18 protein-coding genes are annotated in these 20,107 nt (G+C 38.0%); 6 read left to right on the forward strand and 12 right to left on the reverse strand.

The window, feature by feature from the left end; all coding sequences use genetic code 11:
- The first annotated feature begins 206 nt into the window (after positions 1-206).
- The gene (locus HUN22_RS07215) at positions 207-908 is read left to right on the forward strand and encodes an SIMPL domain-containing protein (RefSeq protein ID WP_174727538.1); all 702 of its coding nucleotides are present in this window, start codon (positions 207-209) and stop codon (positions 906-908) included.
- Between the two features lie 60 nt (positions 909-968).
- Here HUN22_RS07215 and HUN22_RS07220 read toward each other — a convergent pair whose 3' ends face one another.
- Positions 969-1,592 carry a TetR/AcrR family transcriptional regulator gene (locus tag HUN22_RS07220; RefSeq protein WP_174727581.1) on the reverse strand — a complete coding sequence of 208 codons (624 nt, stop codon included), beginning with the start codon at positions 1,590-1,592 and terminating at the stop codon, positions 969-971.
- A 118-nt stretch (positions 1,593-1,710) separates the two neighbouring features.
- On the opposite strand from HUN22_RS07220, the gene HUN22_RS07225 reads away from it, so the two are divergent.
- On the forward strand, positions 1,711-2,175 hold the full coding sequence (locus HUN22_RS07225; RefSeq protein WP_174727541.1) for a hotdog fold domain-containing protein: 465 nt from the start codon (positions 1,711-1,713) through the stop codon (positions 2,173-2,175).
- Between the two features lie 33 nt (positions 2,176-2,208).
- On the opposite strand, the gene HUN22_RS07230 is transcribed toward HUN22_RS07225, so the two are convergent.
- Both HUN22_RS07230 and HUN22_RS07235 read right to left on the reverse strand, forming a co-directional pair.
- Entirely contained in the window at positions 2,209-3,303 is a 1,095-nt protein-coding gene (locus HUN22_RS07230; RefSeq protein WP_174727544.1) for a fatty acid desaturase family protein, read from the reverse strand.
- Between the two features lie 12 nt (positions 3,304-3,315).
- Positions 3,316-4,386: a ferredoxin reductase gene (locus HUN22_RS07235; protein WP_174727547.1), complete on the reverse strand. Its 1,071-nt coding sequence runs from the start codon at positions 4,384-4,386 to the stop codon at positions 3,316-3,318.
- A gap of 140 nt (positions 4,387-4,526) precedes the next feature.
- Here HUN22_RS07235 and fabR point away from each other — a divergent pair, with 140 nt between their 5' ends.
- Both fabR and HUN22_RS07245 read left to right on the forward strand, forming a co-directional pair.
- Positions 4,527-5,222, forward strand: a complete 696-nt coding sequence (gene fabR, locus HUN22_RS07240) for an HTH-type transcriptional repressor FabR (protein ID WP_086265418.1) — start codon at positions 4,527-4,529, stop codon at positions 5,220-5,222.
- A gap of 166 nt (positions 5,223-5,388) precedes the next feature.
- Positions 5,389-6,405, forward strand: coding sequence for an AI-2E family transporter (locus HUN22_RS07245; protein WP_174727550.1), 1,017 nt, complete (start codon positions 5,389-5,391; stop codon positions 6,403-6,405).
- A 56-nt stretch (positions 6,406-6,461) separates the two neighbouring features.
- Here HUN22_RS07245 and rapA read toward each other — a convergent pair whose 3' ends face one another.
- The 6 genes from rapA to HUN22_RS07275 form a co-directional block, all read right to left on the reverse strand.
- The gene (rapA, locus tag HUN22_RS07250; protein WP_174727553.1) at positions 6,462-9,299 is read right to left on the reverse strand and encodes an RNA polymerase-associated protein RapA; all 2,838 of its coding nucleotides are present in this window, start codon (positions 9,297-9,299) and stop codon (positions 6,462-6,464) included.
- Between the two features lie 145 nt (positions 9,300-9,444).
- Complete coding sequence (locus HUN22_RS07255; RefSeq protein ID WP_174727557.1) at positions 9,445-10,083, reverse strand: RluA family pseudouridine synthase; 639 nt, start codon at positions 10,081-10,083, stop codon at positions 9,445-9,447.
- Positions 10,084-10,215: 132 nt separating this feature from the next.
- Positions 10,216-10,920, reverse strand: coding sequence for an acyl carrier protein (locus HUN22_RS07260; protein ID WP_174727560.1), 705 nt, complete (start codon positions 10,918-10,920; stop codon positions 10,216-10,218).
- A gap of 62 nt (positions 10,921-10,982) precedes the next feature.
- The gene (gene hemL / locus HUN22_RS07265) at positions 10,983-12,281 is read right to left on the reverse strand and encodes a glutamate-1-semialdehyde 2,1-aminomutase (RefSeq protein WP_016140339.1); all 1,299 of its coding nucleotides are present in this window, start codon (positions 12,279-12,281) and stop codon (positions 10,983-10,985) included.
- Between the two features lie 42 nt (positions 12,282-12,323).
- Positions 12,324-12,935, reverse strand: coding sequence for a thiamine phosphate synthase (thiE, locus tag HUN22_RS07270; protein ID WP_174727563.1), 612 nt, complete (start codon positions 12,933-12,935; stop codon positions 12,324-12,326).
- A 115-nt stretch (positions 12,936-13,050) separates the two neighbouring features.
- Positions 13,051-13,434, reverse strand: coding sequence for a DUF962 domain-containing protein (locus tag HUN22_RS07275; protein ID WP_174727566.1), 384 nt, complete (start codon positions 13,432-13,434; stop codon positions 13,051-13,053).
- Positions 13,435-13,599: 165 nt separating this feature from the next.
- Between HUN22_RS07275 and HUN22_RS18340 the strand changes: the two genes are divergently transcribed.
- Positions 13,600-15,063, forward strand: a complete 1,464-nt coding sequence (locus tag HUN22_RS18340; protein WP_174727569.1) for a CYTH and CHAD domain-containing protein — start codon at positions 13,600-13,602, stop codon at positions 15,061-15,063.
- Positions 15,064-15,097: 34 nt separating this feature from the next.
- Here the strand turns inward: HUN22_RS18340 and HUN22_RS07285 are convergent, their stop codons facing one another.
- Positions 15,098-15,730, reverse strand: a complete 633-nt coding sequence (locus tag HUN22_RS07285; protein WP_174727572.1) for a hypothetical protein — start codon at positions 15,728-15,730, stop codon at positions 15,098-15,100.
- A gap of 107 nt (positions 15,731-15,837) precedes the next feature.
- Here HUN22_RS07285 and HUN22_RS07290 point away from each other — a divergent pair, with 107 nt between their 5' ends.
- A complete protein-coding gene (locus HUN22_RS07290) occupies positions 15,838-16,221 on the forward strand; it encodes a DUF3144 domain-containing protein (protein WP_002118682.1) in 384 nt (127 codons plus the stop codon).
- A gap of 61 nt (positions 16,222-16,282) precedes the next feature.
- Here the strand turns inward: HUN22_RS07290 and HUN22_RS07295 are convergent, their stop codons facing one another.
- Both HUN22_RS07295 and HUN22_RS07300 read right to left on the reverse strand, forming a co-directional pair.
- Positions 16,283-19,045: a M16 family metallopeptidase gene (locus HUN22_RS07295; protein WP_174727575.1), complete on the reverse strand. Its 2,763-nt coding sequence runs from the start codon at positions 19,043-19,045 to the stop codon at positions 16,283-16,285.
- A 122-nt stretch (positions 19,046-19,167) separates the two neighbouring features.
- Positions 19,168-19,983 (reverse strand): PhzF family phenazine biosynthesis protein, encoded by an 816-nt coding sequence (locus tag HUN22_RS07300; protein ID WP_174727578.1) that lies wholly within the window; start codon positions 19,981-19,983, stop codon positions 19,168-19,170.
- Positions 19,984-20,107 lie beyond the last annotated feature (124 nt).

The following is a 20,107-nucleotide window of genomic DNA, read 5'->3' on the forward strand; positions in this document are numbered from 1 at the left end:
ATATTACTTTGATTTTTTAAGTTACATTGCAATACCTTAATTTTAAGTTTTTATTTTTTAAAGAATTTTATGTTTACCAAAATTTAAAAAAACAGATTTTAATATTACAAATACGCCACAAAATCTGCAAAAGTTATGCATAAGTTATGTTTAACATTTCTTAATGAAAAAAATTAAATTTATATTAATTTTTAAAGGAAAAATTTATGCGTACTTTAGCCCTCTCTAGTCTTCTTTTAGGTTCCTTCCTTAGCCCTTTAGTTTTTGCTCAGGATGATAATAGCTTGAACTACAATCTTGTGAATGTACAAGCTGAAGCTTCGCGTCAAGTTTCTAATGATGAAATGCATGCAACTTTATATATTGAAAAAAGTAACAAGCAACCAGCCGAGCTTTCAAATCAAATTAATCAATTGATGAATCAGGCGCTTAGCGTTTCTCGTAAATATCCTCAAGTCAAAGTGGAAACCGGTGCTCAAAGCACTTATCCAATTTACGATAACGATAGCAATAAGTTAAAAGAATGGCGTGGTCGCGCTGAAATCCGTCTTGAAAGTAAAGACTTTAAAGCTGCTAGCCAGCTAATAAACGAATTACAGCAAAACTTCCAAACACAATCGATTAATTTTACGGTTTCAGATGAACAACGTAAAAAGGTTGAGAATGAGTTGATGGTAGAAGCGTCTAAAAACTTCCAACAACGTGCTCAAATGTTGACCCAAGCATGGAATAAAAACCAATATACCTTGGTTACTCTGAACTTGAATACCAACAACTATTTCCCGCAACCTGTAATGCGTGCCAGCATGGCTAAGTTCGCTATGGCGGAAGCTGCACCAGCTCAAGACATGGCAGCTGGCGAGTCTAAAATTACTGTAAATGCAAACGGTTCAATTCAGTTTAAATAATTTCTATCTCTAAAAAAGCCGCATGAACGATGCGGCTTTTTTATGGAGTGATAAAGATATTTAACTCAAATTTTGCAAAGAATCCCATGCAGCTTTTGCCAAAATATCTTTATAAACTTTAGGGTTTGAAGGAACTTTTTGAGATAGCCATGCACGGCAATAATTTTCTGTAGACCCAATCACAAGTGAAAGTAATAGCTCATGCGGTATAGATTTTAAAAAGTCAGATTCAGCATAATCTGAAATTGCATTAAAAATTTTTTGATTTCTTAATTTATTTTTCTGAATGAGACGTTCTTGGTCTTCACCCTGCATCACACTAAAACGAGCAGAGATTAAAAATTTAGCAAACTCTGGCTGTTCACTTACCCAATCAACATAGCTATGGATAAAAGCATATAAAACTTCTTTAAGCGATTTTGTGCGCTCAAGATAGTCATCTCTTAGGACTGCTTGATCATCTAAAGCTGCAAAAAATAAAGTCGCAACAATACCTTCTTTGTTTTTAAAGTGATGATAAATAGCCCCTACACTACTGTCGGATTTTGAACGAATCATTTCAATGCTTGTGGTTTCAATTCCATTTTCTAAAAAACAAAACAAGGCATCTATTAAAATCTGTCTCTTTAAAGCAGCCCTTCTGCCTGGATATAACCGCTCTAATAACTCTTGTGCAGATTGCATCATTTATTCCCTAACCAGTTATCGGAGATATTCTGAATGGCTTGACTCATTTTTGTAAACAGAATTATATTCTTTAACAGAACATAATTCTGTTTTTTATTATATGGAGCCTTAAATCATGGCAACTACTTTAGAACTTTGGAACAAAGTGTCTAGTTTTCCGAAAGGAAAATGGACTTTCTCACGTATGCTATGTTTGAAAGCCCCTTATTTCGGAAGTATTTCCCCGCTCTTTATCGAGTTAAAACCCAACTATTGCGAAATCTCCATTAAGAAAAAACGCTCAGTACTCAATCACATTGGAACTGTACATGCGATTGCGATGTGTAATATGGCAGAACTGGCAGGTGGAACAATGACAGAAGTTACTGTACCTTCTACACACCGCTGGATCCCCAAGGGCATGACGGTCGAATATTTAAAAAAGGCAGAAACAGACCTGATTGCAATTGCAACGTCTGTAGAAAAAAATTATGACTGGGATAAAGCTGGCGAATATTTAGTAAATGTAGAAGTCTATGACGCTCAAAAAGATAAAGTTTTTCAAGCTACGATTACTATGTGGATTTCTAAAAAGAAATAATAAAAGCCCTGAACTAATCAGGGCTTTTATGGCTTATTTTTTAAACGGTAAAGCATATTTAAAGATACGGCCTACCACCTGTCCAAACTGTTTAGCTAGACTTGCGTTGTTATAATTTAGACCATATTTTTTACATACAGCTTCAACTTTTGGAGCCATTTGGCGATAACGACGCGCTGGAATGTCAGGAAACAAATGGTGCTCAATCTGATGGCTCAAATGTCCGCTTAAGATATGTAATGCTTCTGAACCTTTTAGGTTAGAAGAACCACGAATCTGGCGCATATACCAGTGACCACGACTTTCATCCTGTAAAACAGACTTTGGAAATACTTCCGTATCTTTTGTGAAGTGACCACAGAAAATAATCGTAAATGTCCAGATATTACGAAGACCATTTGCAACTAGGTTACCAGTGAAAACAGGTAAAGCTGCAGGTCCCGCAATTAAAGGGAAGAAAACGTAGTCTTTAAAAAGTTGCGTACCAATCTTTTTATTAACAGGTTTTAATTCTTCCAAGAATTTTGCCATGCTCTTACGTTTATAAAGGACACGTCCAATTTCAAGATTTTGAATGGCTACGCCCCATTGGAACAACAAACAAAATGGAATGCTATAAACAGGTTGAAGTAAGAAACCCGGTTTCCAGCGTTGCTCTGGGAATAGACGAAGTAAACCGTAACCAATGTCATCATCAATACCTTTAATATTGGTATAAGTGTGATGTTTATAGTTATGAGTTTGACGCCAGTTATCAGAAGTACCGACAGTATCCCACTCGTAAGTTTGACCATTAAACTTAGGATCGTTCATCCAGTCATATTGACCGTGCATCACGTTATGACCGAGTTCCATGTTTTCCATAATTTTAGAGAAGCCTAATAGGCCTGTTCCTAAAATCCACGCTGGTGGGAACCAACCTGCAAACAAACAAGCACGACCTAAAAAGCTACTATAACGAATCGCAGCATAAACACGGCGGATATATTTAGCATCTTTCTCGCCCAAATCATCCAATACTTCTTGCTTGATCTGATCGAGCTCTTTTGCAAATGCATCAAGTTCTGCTGGAGTCAAATCTCGATTTTTAGGATTTTTAAAATATTCGACTTTCACTGGCATATTCATAAGAGTTCTCTCTTAAAGATCAATAACTAGATCGGATTGTGCTGAGTTCACACAAATTTTGAGTAATTGGCTTGGTTCAGTGTTTTCACTACCGTTAAGTAAATTACGCGTTGAACCTTGTGATTTATTACAAACACATTTATTACAAATTCCCATACGACAGCCATGAGTTGGTTTAAGGCCTTCATGTTCAAGGCTAACCAGAATTGACTGGCCTTTAGGAATTGCAATGACCTTATTAGACTCGGTTAATGTGACATTCACATAACCGACGTCATCAGCAGAGCTTTCATTTGTTAAGCTAAATGCTTCTGTTAAAACGGCTGGAGCTTTTTCAAAAAGTTGCTCAACAGTCGCCACAAAACCAGAAGGTCCACACGCATAAATAGTGCTGTTTTCGACATCATCAACCAATGCTAAATGCTCTGCATTTAAACGCTCATCATTTGGGGTTTCTTGTGTATAGAAAACCTGATAATTAAAGTTCGGATATTGCTGTGCAACTTTTTCAAAGTATTCAACAAAAGCTGCATCTGAGCGTTGCTTTACCCAATATAAAAGTTGTACCTGAACTTTATCTAACTGCTGACTTTGTTTAATCGCAGTAATCAAACTTAACATTGGGGTAATACCACTACCCGCAGCCAACATAATTAAATTTGATGTTTTGATATTTTGTTGCATGTCGCCATAAGGTCGACCAAGCTCAAAAACATCACCGATTTTGCTTTCAGAAATAAACCAGTTACTCACGATACCATCAGCAACTTTTTTAACTGTTAAACGTAAATGCTGCGCATCTATTTGCGTCAAACTATAAGTGCGTTCATAGCGACGACCAGCAATTTCTACAATCACAGGATGATGCTGGCCTGCAACGCCCATTTTCACTAAGCGGTTACATTTTAGCGTCAAGCTCACCATGTCGTGAGCGACAAATTCTTTTTTTACAATTTGAACAAGGCCATGTTTTACAGACCATAAAGGATTAACTTTTTGTAGCCAGAAATTAGCCATTTCTTTATCAAAGATGGCTTGTGTCAATGAATTGAATAGAGAATTTCTCTTTTCGATTGCTTGCATAATTGAAGGCTCTGTCGCTCTTTTTTAATTATTATACACATGTATATATATTTGTATATACACTCGTACTTTTAATTACAATTTCACAAGTTCAGCTTCTAAGGCTATAATCCTGAGAGTTTACAAATATATTGAACAGCATGACCCAATCTTCACTTTCTCAGAACCTGAATGACACACCTCAACAACAAGATGTCATTGAAATTAAAACAGCTACGCGTTCTGTTGGAAGAAAAGCGACAATTACTAAAGAAGAGCTTTTTCAGGCCGCTTTAAACCTTATTGGTCCGCAAAAAAGTATTGCCTCACTGAGTTTACGAGAAGTAGCTCGTGAAGCAGGAATTGCGCCCAATAGTTTCTATCGACACTTTAAAGATATTGATGAATTAGCAATTTCTTTAATTGACCGAGCAGGTATCGTTTTACGTAAAATTATCCGTCAAGCTCGCCTACGTGCTTCCTTACAAGAAAGCATTATTCGTAGTTCTGTCGATATTTTTCTTCAACAGCTCGATGCCGATGAAGGCAATTTAAGTTTATTACTACGTGAAAGTTTTACAGGTTCCGCTTCTTATAAAGCTGCCGTAGACCGTCAACTCAACTTTTTTCAGCAAGAGTTGCAAGAAGATTTAATTCGTCTTGAACGCCTAAATAACAATCATTTGTATCATCCAGACCTTGTTGCAAAAGCAATTACTCAACTTGTGTTTCACATGGGTGCCAAAGTCATTGATCTTCCTATCAATCAACGTACAGAAGTGGCTGAACAAACCATGATTATGATTCGAATGATTTTAGAAGGCGCACGTCATCTGGATGAAGCAAAAATTCGCTAAAATTATCTTAGAGATGGCTTGTTGATGAACAGGCCATTTTTACATCTAACTCCTCTATTTTCCAATAAAAATATAATTCACTGATTGAAGCTAATAGCTCGCGAGAGTATAAATAATCACTTCATTTGCTCTTTCTCCTATATTCCCAACGATCTCAGGGATCCACATGCAAAATTTGAATAATCGTCAAAGTCTGATTGCAAGCTACATTCTTATGGGCATCTTTTTGCTTTCGGTTATCCCATTACATCTATTAGCAAGTTTTTTTGCAGGCTTTCTCATTTATGAAATTATTATTAGCTTAAGTTCGGTGGTAGAACGTTATATTGACGGCCAAAGAGCTCGTATTTTTATTAGTATTTTACTCAGTATTGTTACTATTTCGCTCATTGGTTTTTTCATTACGAGCCTGATTAGTTTTGTTGTATATGATCTAAAAGGTGTCGGATTACATAGTATTAATAGCAAAGTTGACCAAACACTCCTTCATTTACAAGCAGAGATCGGAAAATATCTTCCGGGTTATATTCCTGATAGCGTGACAGATCTAAAAGACGAAATCTTTGCTTTCATGAAAGATAACGTGACCACATTAAAAAATACCAGTTCCGATATTTTGCATAACTTCGTGACCATGGTCATGGGATTAATTATTGGTATTTTGGTCGCGATACATGGTTTTCACCGCCGTACGCCTCAGCCTGTTTTTAAGTCCCTGCTTATCCAACGTATTCAAAAATTATCAATTTCATTTAAAAATGTGGTTTTTGCACAAATAAAAATTTCAGCAATTAATACCCTGCTCTTTATTCTATTCGCCTTTATTTTATTGCCGCTTTGGGGAACTCACCTTCCATTTGCCAAAACGCTTACTATTTTGACCTTTATGTTTGGGCTTATTCCAATTTTAGGTAATCTAATTTCAAATACTTTAACATTTATTGCCGCTCTTACTGTTTCACTCGGACTCGCAAGCGTCGCATTACTTTATCTCGTTCTGGTTCATAAACTTGAATATTTTATTAATGCTAAAATTATTGGGCATAAAATCAATGCAAATGCGTGGGAGATTTTATTGGCAATGTTAATCTGTGAGTCAATTTTTGGCTTAGGCGGTTTAATCGCAGCTCCAATTTTCTATGCATATTTAAAATTAGAACTAAAAGATGCTGGTCTCATCTAATTTAAAATCGATATATAAAAAAAGCGCCATATCGGCGCTTTTTTTATTTGAGTTGATTATGGCTTAACCACAACTAATACTTGAATCGCTTCTGGTGTAACAGTTAAACCATCAAGCAAGCCGAGCCCTTCTTTTTGCAGTTTTTGTAAACGGTCAATTTCATCTTGGCGAATACTTGGGTTGAACTGTTTTAAGTAAGTTAAACGGTCAATTTCATATTGCCATTTATTACCATAGTGTTCTTTTGCTTGCTGTTGAAGCTGAGGTAAATCAACTTTCGCAATCTCTAACGCTTGTTTATAGCGCTGCTCAATGATATCACGACGAGCCTTAACCACCTGACGACAGCTATTGCCATCTAAGTGATGTAAATACGGTTTCAAGATTGTCGGATCAATTTTTTCAGACAAATCTTGACCATTTTCACTTAACAATACACGAATAAGCTGTTTAGGTAAGCTCGATGGTAAATTCAGTGACTTCGGTGCAACAACATCTACTTTGAACCAGACTTCAATTAATACTGAACCCTGCTTTAACGCATTCGATTTGAGCACAGCAACATTGGTACTACCAAATGATTGTGTACGGATCATTTCCATAACACTTTCAATGAATGGATGCTCTAAAGTTAAATATTGAGCATCTTCACGAAGCTGAGCTTGATCGCGATAGAAGGTTGCTGTCATCCCCTCTTCGTCTAAAGCTAAACCTTGCACTTGCATTTGGTCAGTCGGTTTAATAATCACCGTACCATTACTTTGCTCATCAAAGTCAATATTGGTTGATGACATGAAACGCTTCACAAACATTGGTAGCGTTGTATTATCATCATAGTCTTCAAGTGCCTGAACAATTTCTTGTGCCACAATAGGACGACATGAATTATATTCAAGTAAACGATCTCGACCAGCTTGAAGCTCAGCTTCCAAAGCTTGACGTTGAACATTTACTTCTTCAAGCAAATCTTCAAATGTTTGACCTTGGTCTGCAAGTAAACAGTCTTTTAATTCAACAATAAAGTTCTCTTGCAACGTTTGTGCTGTTGGCGAAATATTGCTGAAAATATTTAGTGCTTCGTTATACCAACGGAACATACGCTCTTGAGCTGTTCCCATCAGGTATGGCACATGAATCTGAATACGATTTTCTTGACCAATACGGTCTAGACGCCCAATACGCTGCTCTAAAACATCCGGGTTAGCTGGTAGATCAAATAAAATTAGATCACTGGCGAATTGGAAATTACGGCCTTCCGAACCAATTTCCGAACACAGTAGAATCTGTGCGCCATAGCTTTCCTCAGCAAAATAAGCAGCAGCTTGGTCACGTTCAAGTAAGCTCATGCCTTCGTGGAACATTGCAGTACGAATACCTGCATGTAAGCGCAACACATTTTCTAAAGACTCAACCACTGGTCCACTACGCGCGATTAAAAGCACTTTTTTATGCTTAAGATCTCTACGTAAAATTTCCATTAACCATGGCACACGCGGATCATTCTGCATCCATGAACCATCAATTTGCGCTTCTTCAGGCCACATCTGCTCACGCAATTTCCCATCTTTTGACCAATCTTCTGGTGCTGGTAATGGTGCTGGCTGACAATCACGCCCTGGGAAGCCTTGAATGGCTTCACGTGTATTACGGAATAAAATACGTCCAGTACCATGACGATCTAATAATTCATGAATTGCTCTAAAGCGTTGTTCAGGCTGGTCTTCAATACTGTGACCTAATAAACATTCTAAAGCTGATAAATGCTCTGGCGTTAAAGCTTGATCAGACATAAGCACTTCAGCAATTTTTGCAGTTTGCTGATATTGAGTCTCTTCATCTAAAAAGCGCTCTAAACTACTAAAACGCTGTGGATCAAGCAAACGTAAGCGAGCGAAATGGCTTTCTACGCCTAATTGTTCAGGTGTTGCAGTGAGTAATAACACCCCTGCTGTATTTTCAGCTAATTCTTCAATTAAATCGTAGCGATCATTACCACCTTCTTCTTCGCTCCACATCAAATGATGTGCTTCATCAACCACAAGCAAATCAAAACCAGCTTCTATGGCTTGCTCACGCAAATCATCATGGTCAACCATTAAGTCAACGCTGGCAATAATGCATTGCTCAGTCAAGAACGGGTTAAGCTCTGGATCATGTTCTTTAATAGATGCGGTACGCGTTAAATCAAACAGAGAGAATTGCAAGTTAAAACGGCGACGCATTTCAATCATCCACTGATACTGAAGAGAATCAGGGACTAAAATAAGAATTCGTTCTGAACGTCCTGTTTTAAGTTGTTGGTGGATAATTAAACCAGCTTCAATTGTTTTACCTAAACCTACTTCATCGGCAAGTAAAACACGAGGTGCAAAACGTTTACCAACTTCGTGTGCGATATAAAGCTGATGTGGAATTAAACCAACACGCGCCCCAACCATACCACGTAGAGGGCTATTCTGCATTTGCGCTTGCATCAACATCGCTTCAATACGCAGGTCATACCACTCTTTATAATCAACTTGACTTGCAAGTAAACGATCTAAAGGTTTCGACAACTGAATTTGCGCACCAATACGCGTTTCATTTAACGCTTTACGCTCTTGCTCTCCATTTTCTAAAGTACGAACGACGTTGTAACGTAAAACACCATGACGATCTTCAATCGACTCAACGATCCACTTCTGACCTTCTTGATCTTGAACCTCATCATTCGTATTGAAGATGATACGAGATAGTGGAGCATTATTACGTGCATAGACACGTGTCTCATCACTTTTGGGGAATAAAATGCTGACAGATCTTTCATCTACATCAATAAGAACACCTAAACCGAGCTCAGTTTCTGTGTCTGATAGCCAACGTTGACCAATAGCATACTGCTGCAATTTTTCCACCTTTCTCTCAAGTTCGCACTACATATTGTACGATGCAAATTAGCTTATTTTTGCATCTTTTTATGTAGTCTTTAAAGCAAAATTTTGAAGCAAAAACCAATTAAATCGCTTTGCTACAAAAAATTACTCATCAAAAGTTTTTACATTAAAACGGTACAGGACAGTCAAAAGTTAATGTTTCTGCTGTGACAGGATGATTAAAACTTAACTGTTTGGCATGCAAACATAAACGCGGAACAAGTTGCTGCTCCGGTGTTGCATACAGCGTGTCACCTACAATTGGATGTCCAAGATATTGCATGTGTACACGGAGTTGATGGGATCGACCCGTAATTGGTGTTAATTTCACACGAGTTACAGGCTGTCCCTGAATTTGAAAATGTTCTATGGCATGCCAATGTGTTAAAGCAGGTTTGTTGTGAGAAGCGTCGACAATATGTAAAGGCGGTCGACTTGGGTCATAGATGACAGGAATATCTACAGTCCCTTCACCCTCTAAGTGGCCTGCGACAAGCGCTTCATATATTTTTGAAGTCTGACGATCTTGAAATTGACGTGCAATTGCACTTTGACCGCGCTTCGATAAACCAAATACTAAAATACCTGAAGTATCTCGGTCTAGACGATGAATGAGCAAAGTTTTAGGTTCAATCGCAACCAACCTTGTCAAAACGCTATCATGTAAATCACCCTTACCAGGAACACTCAAGATGTCCGAAGGTTTATGAATCACCATAAAATCATCATCACGATAGATCAGATGTTCACTTAGAAAATCACTCAAAGTTGTATTCCCAAGGTAAGATGAAAAACAAGCGGGCAATAATAAAAAGCTTACGTCCGAATTACAATGCCGTTCGGGTAAATTAACAGCAGAATTTGCAAATATTATGGAGTACTTAAGGTCTATCGTCAGTCAAGGCTTCAATAACTGCATAATATGTTGCAATGTCGGTGTTTGCATTAACTCTTCAGCGCTCAAACTCGCACCATTTGCACGCCATAAATCGACCAGATAATTCACAGCAGACTGATCTAGTCCGTAGTTTCTTAAATCAATTTCCGGATGGATCTCCATAGGATGTCGCCCCACCTGTTCAGCAATTGCCAATAAAACTCCTTTATCTGACAAGATATAGGAAGACGGCGCACTTAAAGACCATAAGCGTATTAAAGTCTTTGTGTTTACATGTTGAATGGAGTCAAAACTGATCTTTTCAACCCATTGGATATGCTGCTCTAAGCTACTCGCCAAGATTGCATCATTTACAATACTGACCTGATCTGTAATCGATAAAACAAGCTGCATGACTTGTTTAAACACAGGCGACAAATCACCTGCCATCATAACTTGAGCCTGAGTATTTGATGACAAACGCTGACCAAGCTCCAACATGGTTTGTTGAAGCTGAGCTGTATCTATAAAAATAACTGGAATTTCGAGTGATTGAGCTCGTTTACTCAACAGTTCTAAATGGTTTGCCAATGGTTGCACAGACCAATCTGGTCGTACTCTAAGCTCATTGAGCCCAACCATGAGTAAAATACTTTGCGTAGACTCAATTGACCAATTTGAAGTACTTGTAGCTAACTGGATTTTTCGAGGTAAGGGATAAAACATTATTCTCTACAAATATAAAAATAGCTCAAATTAAAAAGCCCGTTTAACACGGGCTTTTTTGCTTACTTCATTTCAGCGAATGTTTCTTTGGCAGCTTGAATCGTAAATTCGATATCTTCATCAGAATGAGCAGATGAAATAAAGCCCGCTTCAAATGCTGAGGGTGCTAAGTTTACCCCACGTTTTAACATGCCATGGAAGAACTTTTTGAAAGCTTCAATGTCACAGGCCAACATAGAGTCAAAGCTTGTAATATCTTCTTGGTCGGTAAAATAAAGACCGAACATTGCGCCAGCTTGTTGAGTCTTAAATGGAATACCCGCTTCATCAGCTGCAGCTTGTAGGCCTGCAAGTAACTTTTCAAGTTGAGCAGATAAGTTGCTGTAAAAGTCTGGTTGGCGTAAATGTTTGAACATCTCGATACCAGCACGCATAGCAAGTGGGTTACCAGATAATGTACCGGCTTGGTATACACCACCTAAAGGTGCGATACATTCCATGATTTCACGTTTACCACCAAACGCACCAACAGGCAGACCTGCACCGATAATTTTACCTAAAGTCGTTAAATCGGGTTTAACGTTATAAACCGATTGCGCACCGCCTAAAGCAACACGGAAGCCTGTCATCACTTCATCAATAATGAATACAGATTTATATTCATCACAAATATCACGAATGGCTTGTAAGAAACCGTCAATCGGTTTCACCATATTCATGTTACCTGCTACAGGCTCAATAATAACACCCGCAATTTCATGGCCGAACTTAGCAAAACATTCTTTTAATGCAGCAATATCGTTGTAAGGTAGCGTTAAAGTGTGCTTAGCAAAATCAACAGGAACACCTTTCGAAGTCGGTTCACCCTCACCTAAAGTGAGTAAACCCGAACCTGCTTTTACTAAAAGTGAGTCAGAGTGACCGTGGTAGCAACCTTCAAACTTTACAATCTTGTCACGTCCAGTATAACCACGTGCTAAACGAATAGCAGTCATGGTCGCTTCTGTACCTGAGTTAGTCATACGTACCAACTCAATTGATGGCATGATTTCACAAATAATGTCTGCTAGCGTTGTTTCATGAACAGTCGGCGCACCAAAACTTAAACCATCTTCTGCTGCTGTTTGTACAGCCTTAATAATCTCAGGATGAGCATGACCTAAAATCATTGGTCCCCAAGAACCGACATAGTCAACATAACGCTTACCATCGACATCCCACAAATAAGCACCTTTTGCTTTTTCGATGAAAACCGGTGTTCCTCCAACGCCATTAAAGGCACGTACCGGAGAGTTCACACCACCTGGAATGTGTTTGCTGGCTTGTTTAAATAACTGTTCTTGCTTTGGAGATAAACTCATGGAAATGCTCGTCTTAAATATCTAAAAAATAATTTTGAAAGCTTAAGAAAATAATTGTGCCCACGCCTGTACACGGGCAGGAATTTCAGCAGTTGATCGGCCTAATATATCACTAATGACTGCACACAGGTCAGCCCCGGCCTCAATCACAGGTTGTGAGTTTTCAACAGTTAAACCACCAATGGCACAAATTGGTACATCATATTTGGCTGCTGCTTGCTTAATCACTTCAATACCGACATTACCTGCTTCAGGTTTTGTAGAAGTCGCGTAAACCGCACCAAATGCAATATAGGTCGCGCCATCTGCAATTGCTTTTTGTGCAAGCTCTAAAGAGTTCAGGCAAGTACGACCAATAATGACGCCTTCTGGTAATTGCGATTTTGCATCGGTAATTTCACCGTCACTTTGTCCCAAATGCACACCTAATCCAAACTGAGCAGCCAGTTTTAGGTCATCATTAATCACAAAAGGAACCTGATATTTTTCACATAAAAGTTTGATGTTTTCGACTTCTGCGGGTTGGTCTGCTTTGTCTATTTTTTTACGGCGGTACTGTAAAATTGCGACCTGACGAGTTGCGAGCGCGGCATCTAATTTTTCTAATAATAGTTGGATTGGGTCATCATTGGTAATGAGATATAAACCGCGCATACTCTACTCTCGCTTTAAAAAACTTGGCTAGTATAACGGATTTATAGAACATCATAAGTACCGATTGATCTAGGTCTACCAGTACCAATCGGTATATTAAGAATAGAAATAAATATTAGCTCGGAATCTTGTCGTGCTTACGATCAACCAAACTCAAGCGGCCACGTGCAACATCAGACAACATTCGCCAATCAGAAATAAAACTATAGAAAGGTTGTTTAAAACTGGCAGGTTTATTTTTTTCAAACACAAAATGTCCAACCCAAGCGTTTGCGTAACCCGCTACCAAACCATAGAGTATATATTTGGTTTGTTTCTTACGGACTGCTTTTGAAAAAAAGTATATGCCAATACTACTACCCACCACATGTAAGCGTCTGCTCATAATGTTACGGTGTTCTGTTAAATAAAAACGATAAAATTCCTGATAGTTTTTAATCGGCAATTCAAACTCTGGCTGAGCTTCATGGCTAAAGTTCACTGGTGCATTCACGATCATCTTCCTGATTTTTATTTGATCAAAACGTCACCTGATTGTACACCTAAATAAAAGTATAGCGTCATATGTTTGATTGTAACTTTCTCTATCAAAACCATTACTTTTAGTACTAAGCTATTATACTTATTCAAGATAGTTTAAATACCTGATTCAGGGAGATATATTATGGTCGAAGTCGAACTAAAGTTTCAGTTACCTGAATCGAAGAAAAAAACTGTCCAGCAATACTTAAAAAAGCACAAAGCAAAGAATATTCACTTACAGGCAAAGTATTACGATACTCCTGATCGATTACTCTCCAAAAATGGCATGGCCCTGCGTCTACGTAAAGAAGATGATCAATGGGTACAAACATTTAAAGCCGCAGGTCAAAGCCACCTACACCGTGTTGAAGAAGAAATTTATTTAGGTAAGTGTGACCAAGAACCTGACTTAAACCTTGAGTTGTATCAAGACAATAAAGTGGTAACTGATTTAATTAATACAGCCTTAGGAACACAAGCTGAAGCGCTAAGTTTGCAGTTTGAGACTGATGTTCAGCGCACCTATCATGTGTTTGAAGCAGACGATACGGCTATTGAAGTTTGTTTAGATGATGGTGTGGTAAAAACAGCGGATGCACAAAGTGTAATTTGTGAAGTTGAATTTGAACTCAAACAAGGTGCAGTAAAAACGCTTATTCAATTTGCCCAGCAATGGATTAATCGTTACGCACTTTGGCTTGATGTAAGAAGTAAAGCCGAGCGTGGCAACTTATTAGCACTAGGGCAAGCAGCCTCACCTGCTGTTCATGCTAAAGCTTTGACATTAAATAAAGATATTACTGCTGAACAAGCTCTCAAAAAGATTGTCGAAAACTGTTTAGAACAATTTTTGCCAAATATGGCTGTAATTGCCGATGGGGTTGCCGAAGCTGAGCATATCCATCAGGCACGTGTAAGTCTACGACGTTTGCGTAGTGCGTTTAAGCATTTTTCAGGCTGGTCAGGCGAGCTAAATCCACTTTGGGAAGAACAAATTGCTGAGCTTTTCCGTAAGCTTGGCGACACTCGTGATGAAGATGCAATTCGTACCGAAGTGTTACCTGTCATTCAACAACACGGTTCACCTGAACTTTTACTACCAGTTTCAGCCCAGCCCTCAAAAGAACTCGCAACAATCTTTACCTCTGCAGACACGATTAAGCTCTTACTCGGGTTACTAGCATTTGCTTATTCAGAAGAAGACTCGAATAAAAAAACAGGTGGCTTAAAAAAACACATTAAAAAGAGTTTAGATAAGTTACATCATAAAGTAATTAACAATGCTGAACACTTCTCTGAGCTTGAAGTGACTGAACAACACAAAATAAGAAAGCAAGCTAAGCAGTTACGTTATTGTGTTGAATTTATTTCGAGTCTTTATCCAAATAAAAAGGTACAACAATATTTAAAACAGCTACAACCTGTGCAAAATACGCTTGGGCAATATAACGATTTATTTATCGCAGAAGGTATTTTCAATAAAGCTGTCGAAAATGACTCATCTTTCTGGTTTGCCCTAGGCTGGGTCAAAGCCAAACAGCCTCAATTACAAAAGCGCTCAGCAAAAGCTTTACAAACTTTTAGTGAGGTTGAAACTTTCTGGTAAGTTATAAAAAGTCGCTGTAAACACGCAGCGACTTTTATCGATACTTACCAAATACTTTCCATACGCCGTTATCTGCTAACGGGTCACTATAGCTATCACTGCGCTGCTTTCTTGGTTTATCGCGAGCATCGACCAATTTAAAATGCGGCTCAACCCCTAGCACAATACCATTGGTATAAAAACGCGAACGGGTATATTCACTTTGCCCGTGCTGGAATACATAGGTTCTTAAATCAATGAATTCACGGTGAGCAACCAGAGCCGCTGTATCGTCGCTTTGCAACCATTCTTGCATCGTAAATATCTGGTCTGTTTCAAACTGCCCGCATTTTTCAATAAGACTCGCCACACCACGGAAAGTTTTAGATTCTTTTGCGCGTGTTTTATTAATCCGAATTCGGTCTACATGAAAAAAGAACAGCGGTAAATTTAAGTGACTTGGCAAATGAATAGCTTCTGGTAATTCATCTTCCATAAATGGCTGAAAAAGCTCTTGCGCCCTTTCAATTAGCCCCTGCCACTGTCGGTAATAGTTTTCGATTTCTTCTTGCAAGCCATAATAAATCGGCAGTCCTTCAACATGCTCTAAATATTGAGGTGGGAAAACATGCTGGCGTAATAAAGCAATATCTGTCTTTAAACTTTGAATAGCAATTGCATCTTGCATATTAGTCTCTCCTACCAATACTTAGGCTATTTACAGACTAAGTCAAAGGTTTTGTTTCCGCAAGCGTTTGCCTATAATAAGCAGCTCTATTTTTGCGGGAATAAGTCATGTCTCAAAAGATTAATGCAACAGATATTACTGAAGAAGAAGCGTTAAATGCTGTTTTCTTTGAGCGTGCGGATGAATTTATTAAACAGGCTAATGATTTTTGTCGCCCGCCAAAAGATAAAAAAGTAGATCCGGCTGAGTTACGTGGTCAAGTGAGTGCTGCAATGTTGTTTGCGACTGCCCGCTTCAACACATGGGTAGCAGCAAATAACTTTAAAGATGGTAATGAAATGCGTGATGCGAAAGATCAGGTCATGTCTTACCTTCTTCAACAATTTCAAATGATGCTTGAAGATAACTTCGATGAGTATTGTGAGCAATTCGAAAATTATTTACGTTTCCGTAAAAATGAAGATTTTCACGCGCATAAACACGATCATTAATATGATTTAAAAACCCAAATAAAAAGCCACGATTCAGTGGCTTTTTATTTGCGAGAAGACTTTATTTTTTTGCTGCCTGACCATATTGATCAGCCATCACTTCGACCAAATGCTCAGGTTTAATATACTTTTTAATTACTCTATTGACGTCTGCAACAGTCAATTTAGTTAACTCTTGATCATGTCGAACTCGGTCTTGTAATGTTTTACCAGACTCAAGTTGGAGATTTAACATGCCATGAATATTACGTTCATCTTCTAATGCCGTAACTCGTTTCTTCATAATATCTGCTTTAGCAGCTTCAAGTTCTTGCTCAGTCACGCCATTTTTAACCAAGTCATTTAATACTTTATGTATTGAAGCAGACACTTGTGCTGAGCGACCCGAAGTATAGTTTGCACTAATGCTCAAAGCGCCTACATTCGTGTCACGATCAAGTTGCAACCCAGTTCCAAAACCATACACTAGGGCATTTTTCTCACGAAGCTCTTGAGCCAAACGTGATGAAATTTGGGATTCCCCTAAAATATAGTTCATCAAAATAAGAGCAGATGCATCTGGATGGTTTTTCCCAACTGGCAGTGAAAGTACGCTCTGGTAACTACCAAATTCACGTTGCTCAGATAAAACATGAACTTGCTGTGCTGGAAAATCAACGTGATCAATCAAGATTTTTTGATACGGTTGCTGACTATTCCAACGACCAAATTCCTGATTCAGTAATTTCTGCATCTTTTTCGCATCAAATTCGCCCGTAATGGCAATTTGAGCATGGTTCATTGCAAAGAATCGCTCATACAATTCTTTCACTTGCTCCTGAGTTGCGTTTTTCAATTGTTGTTTTGCCAGTTCAGGCTCAAAGTGATAACGCAAATCACCCGGTTGGTATTCTTCAAGCAAACGTGAAAGAGTTAAGCCAGCCACCACATCTGGTTCAGTATAAGGACGATCTAGGCTTGATAAGCTTTGCGATTTAATTAAATCAAATTGAGATTGTTCAAATTTCGGATTTTTCATTACATCAAGAACAAACTTGAAAAACTCATCAAATTTTTCTGATTTAGACTGAATATTAATGGTCATGCCATTGCCGTCAGCACTTGCATAAGCCGCGCCGCCTGCATCAATTGATTTATCAGCAATATCTTGCAAACTGTACTTATCAGAACCACGAAGCAACAAGTATGAGGTTAAATCAACTACCGTACCTTTATTAAATAAAGATTTTTCTGTCCCGAAGTCCATTGTAATGGTTGCATAAGTACGATCATCACGTGTTTCAACTGGGAATAAAGCATACTTCATTCCATTTTTTAGTTTTCCACGGATAATCTTTTTTTCATTGCTTTCAACATATTGCTTAGAGGTTTTTAAAAACTCAGCGACTTCTTGTTGATATGCCTTCGGATCTTTTAAAGGCTCTGCCTTTGCTTCTACCTGATCTAAAGTTTTAGGTGTTTCTTTTGCATTTTGCTGTTGCGCTTTTTTCTGATCTTCGGGTGTTGGCAAAATATCACCGTCGATACGATGCTCAGCCACAAGGAATTGTTTTAAAGTTTGATTCACTTGATCTAACTTAACGTTTTCTACTGAATCTAGGTCTTTAAAATATTGATCCCATTGCCCGCCAGCAACCGTATAATCACTCAAACGTGAACCTAGTGCTACTGCATCTTTAGTGATCAAGTCACCTTGGGTTTTCATTAAACTTTTAACACGATTTAATTCAACTTCAGTAAAAGGCTTTCCTTTTTCGATACCCGCTAACAAAGAGCTTTCAACTTTTTTAGGGTCATTACTTGGTGCATAAATGGCACCTAGAAACACCACATTAAAATCTTGGTCTAACCACGTACTCGCATCAACATTTGTGGTAATACCTGTTTCAACCATGTTCTGATATAAATGACCACTTGGCTGCATCGTATACAACAAAGGCGCTAAAGCGAGTGTCGGCTGAATTTTGGTATTTTTACCATTCATATAGATATGAAATTTAGCGAGATCACTCCCCTTTTTCACCACAAACTGACGATTTTTTATTTTTGTAGAGTCGAGCATAGGAATCTGTACAGGCTTAGGAACCTCACGCGCTTCAATCGGACTAAAATATTGGTCGATTGTTTTTAAGACATCTGTCTTATCAAACTTACCTGAAATCACCATGACTGCATTATTAGGCGCATACCAGCTACGATAAAACTGGTTCAATTCAGGCATCTTAATAGATTTGAGCTCAGGTAAATCGCCAATCGGTAAACGACCTAAATATTGATTACCATAAGCTGACTTCCACATTTGATCCATCAGTACAGCAAAAGGCTGGTCCATACGGACCTCGCGTTCGCGTTTTACGATTTCAATTTCAGAAGGAACAAATTTTTCTTGAAGAACTAATTTGTCCATACGTTCAGATTCAAGATACAGCACTTGATCAAGCGCATTTTTCTCTGGACGAACAATATTGGTATATTTGGTTGAATAATAATCAGTGCTAGCGTTTGTCATCAATGTATATTGATCTAAACGACGCTGGAACTCTTCCCCTTTAACATTTTTCGTGCCCTTAAAAGCCAAGTGCTCAAGCAAATGAGCTAAGCCACTTTTGCCTTGCGGGTCATTTAATGAACCAGTTAAATAAATGGTGTTAATAAAGATTTTATTTTCTTTGTCGTTCGGAGCAAGTACAATCCGAAAACCATTATCTAATTTATATTCCTCAATATTTTGCTTACTTTTTACTAATGTAGTTTGTGCCCAAGACGCAGCACTTAAACCAAGAATACACAGAGAGAGAGTCAGTTGTTTAAACTGCATAAACATATAAATACCAATTAATTTGAATAATAAAAAATCAATAGTTGTGGGACTATAGTAGGAAATTTAAGCTGACTTTAATAGTAAAGTTTTGAAAAAAAAGCCGTTTATTTAAACGGCCTTATATTTTAAAGAAAAATTTCAGCTTGCATATAAAGTTTCCCATATCCTGAAATTTCAATACGTTCCTGATTCAGAATATTGCAATATAAAATGCCTCCACGGCTAGAAGCCTGATAAGCAATAATATTATTTTTAGCAAGTTTCTCCGCCCATAACGGTGCTATTGCCGTATGAATTGAACCCGTAACAGGGTCTTCTTCAATGCCCGCGACAGGTGCAAAATAACGCGATACACAATCATATTGTTCGTCTGATTTTGAAGTTATTGCAACATCCATCGCTGTAGTTGTAATTGCAGCTCTCTTACCGAGAGCTTTGAGCAAATTCATGTCAGGCTGCTCATCTAACACATCTTGCACTGATCCATACTCAACAATGTAAGCTTGAACATTTTGATAAACCGCTTTAAAAGGCTTTGTTAATGCTTGACGTAAAATAGCTGGATAATCTTCAACTTGATGAGCTTTACGAATTGGAAAATCCATTCTGATTTTGCCATCTTCATCTTGGTGAACCACAAAAAGACCTAAGTTTCGTACATGAAAATTAATGGTCTTTTTCTCGGTAAAATCTTTAAATATGACAAAAGCACTGGCAAGAGTTGCATGCCCACAAAAATCAACTTCAACCGTTGGAGTAAACCAACGGATTTCATAATTTTCAGAGTCTATGATTTTGACAAAAGCAGTTTCAGATAAGTTATTTTCAAATGCTATCTTCTGCATTAAATCTGCATCTAGCGATTCTTTTTCAACAACTACAGCGGCAGGATTTCCACGAAATAACTCTTTTGTAAAAGCATCGACTTGATACATTTTCATGATAGTGCTCTCTTTTGTAATAGGATCATTTTCGAAAATTATTTAAAAGAAAAACAGATACAGTTTTTTAAAATTAACATCACAGTGGCAATTTATGCATATAAAAAAACGGCTCATCCAGAGT

The sequence above is a fragment of the Acinetobacter lactucae genome, from assembly GCF_013344765.1.
GTDB classification, from domain to species: Bacteria; Pseudomonadota; Gammaproteobacteria; order Pseudomonadales; family Moraxellaceae; genus Acinetobacter; species Acinetobacter lactucae_A.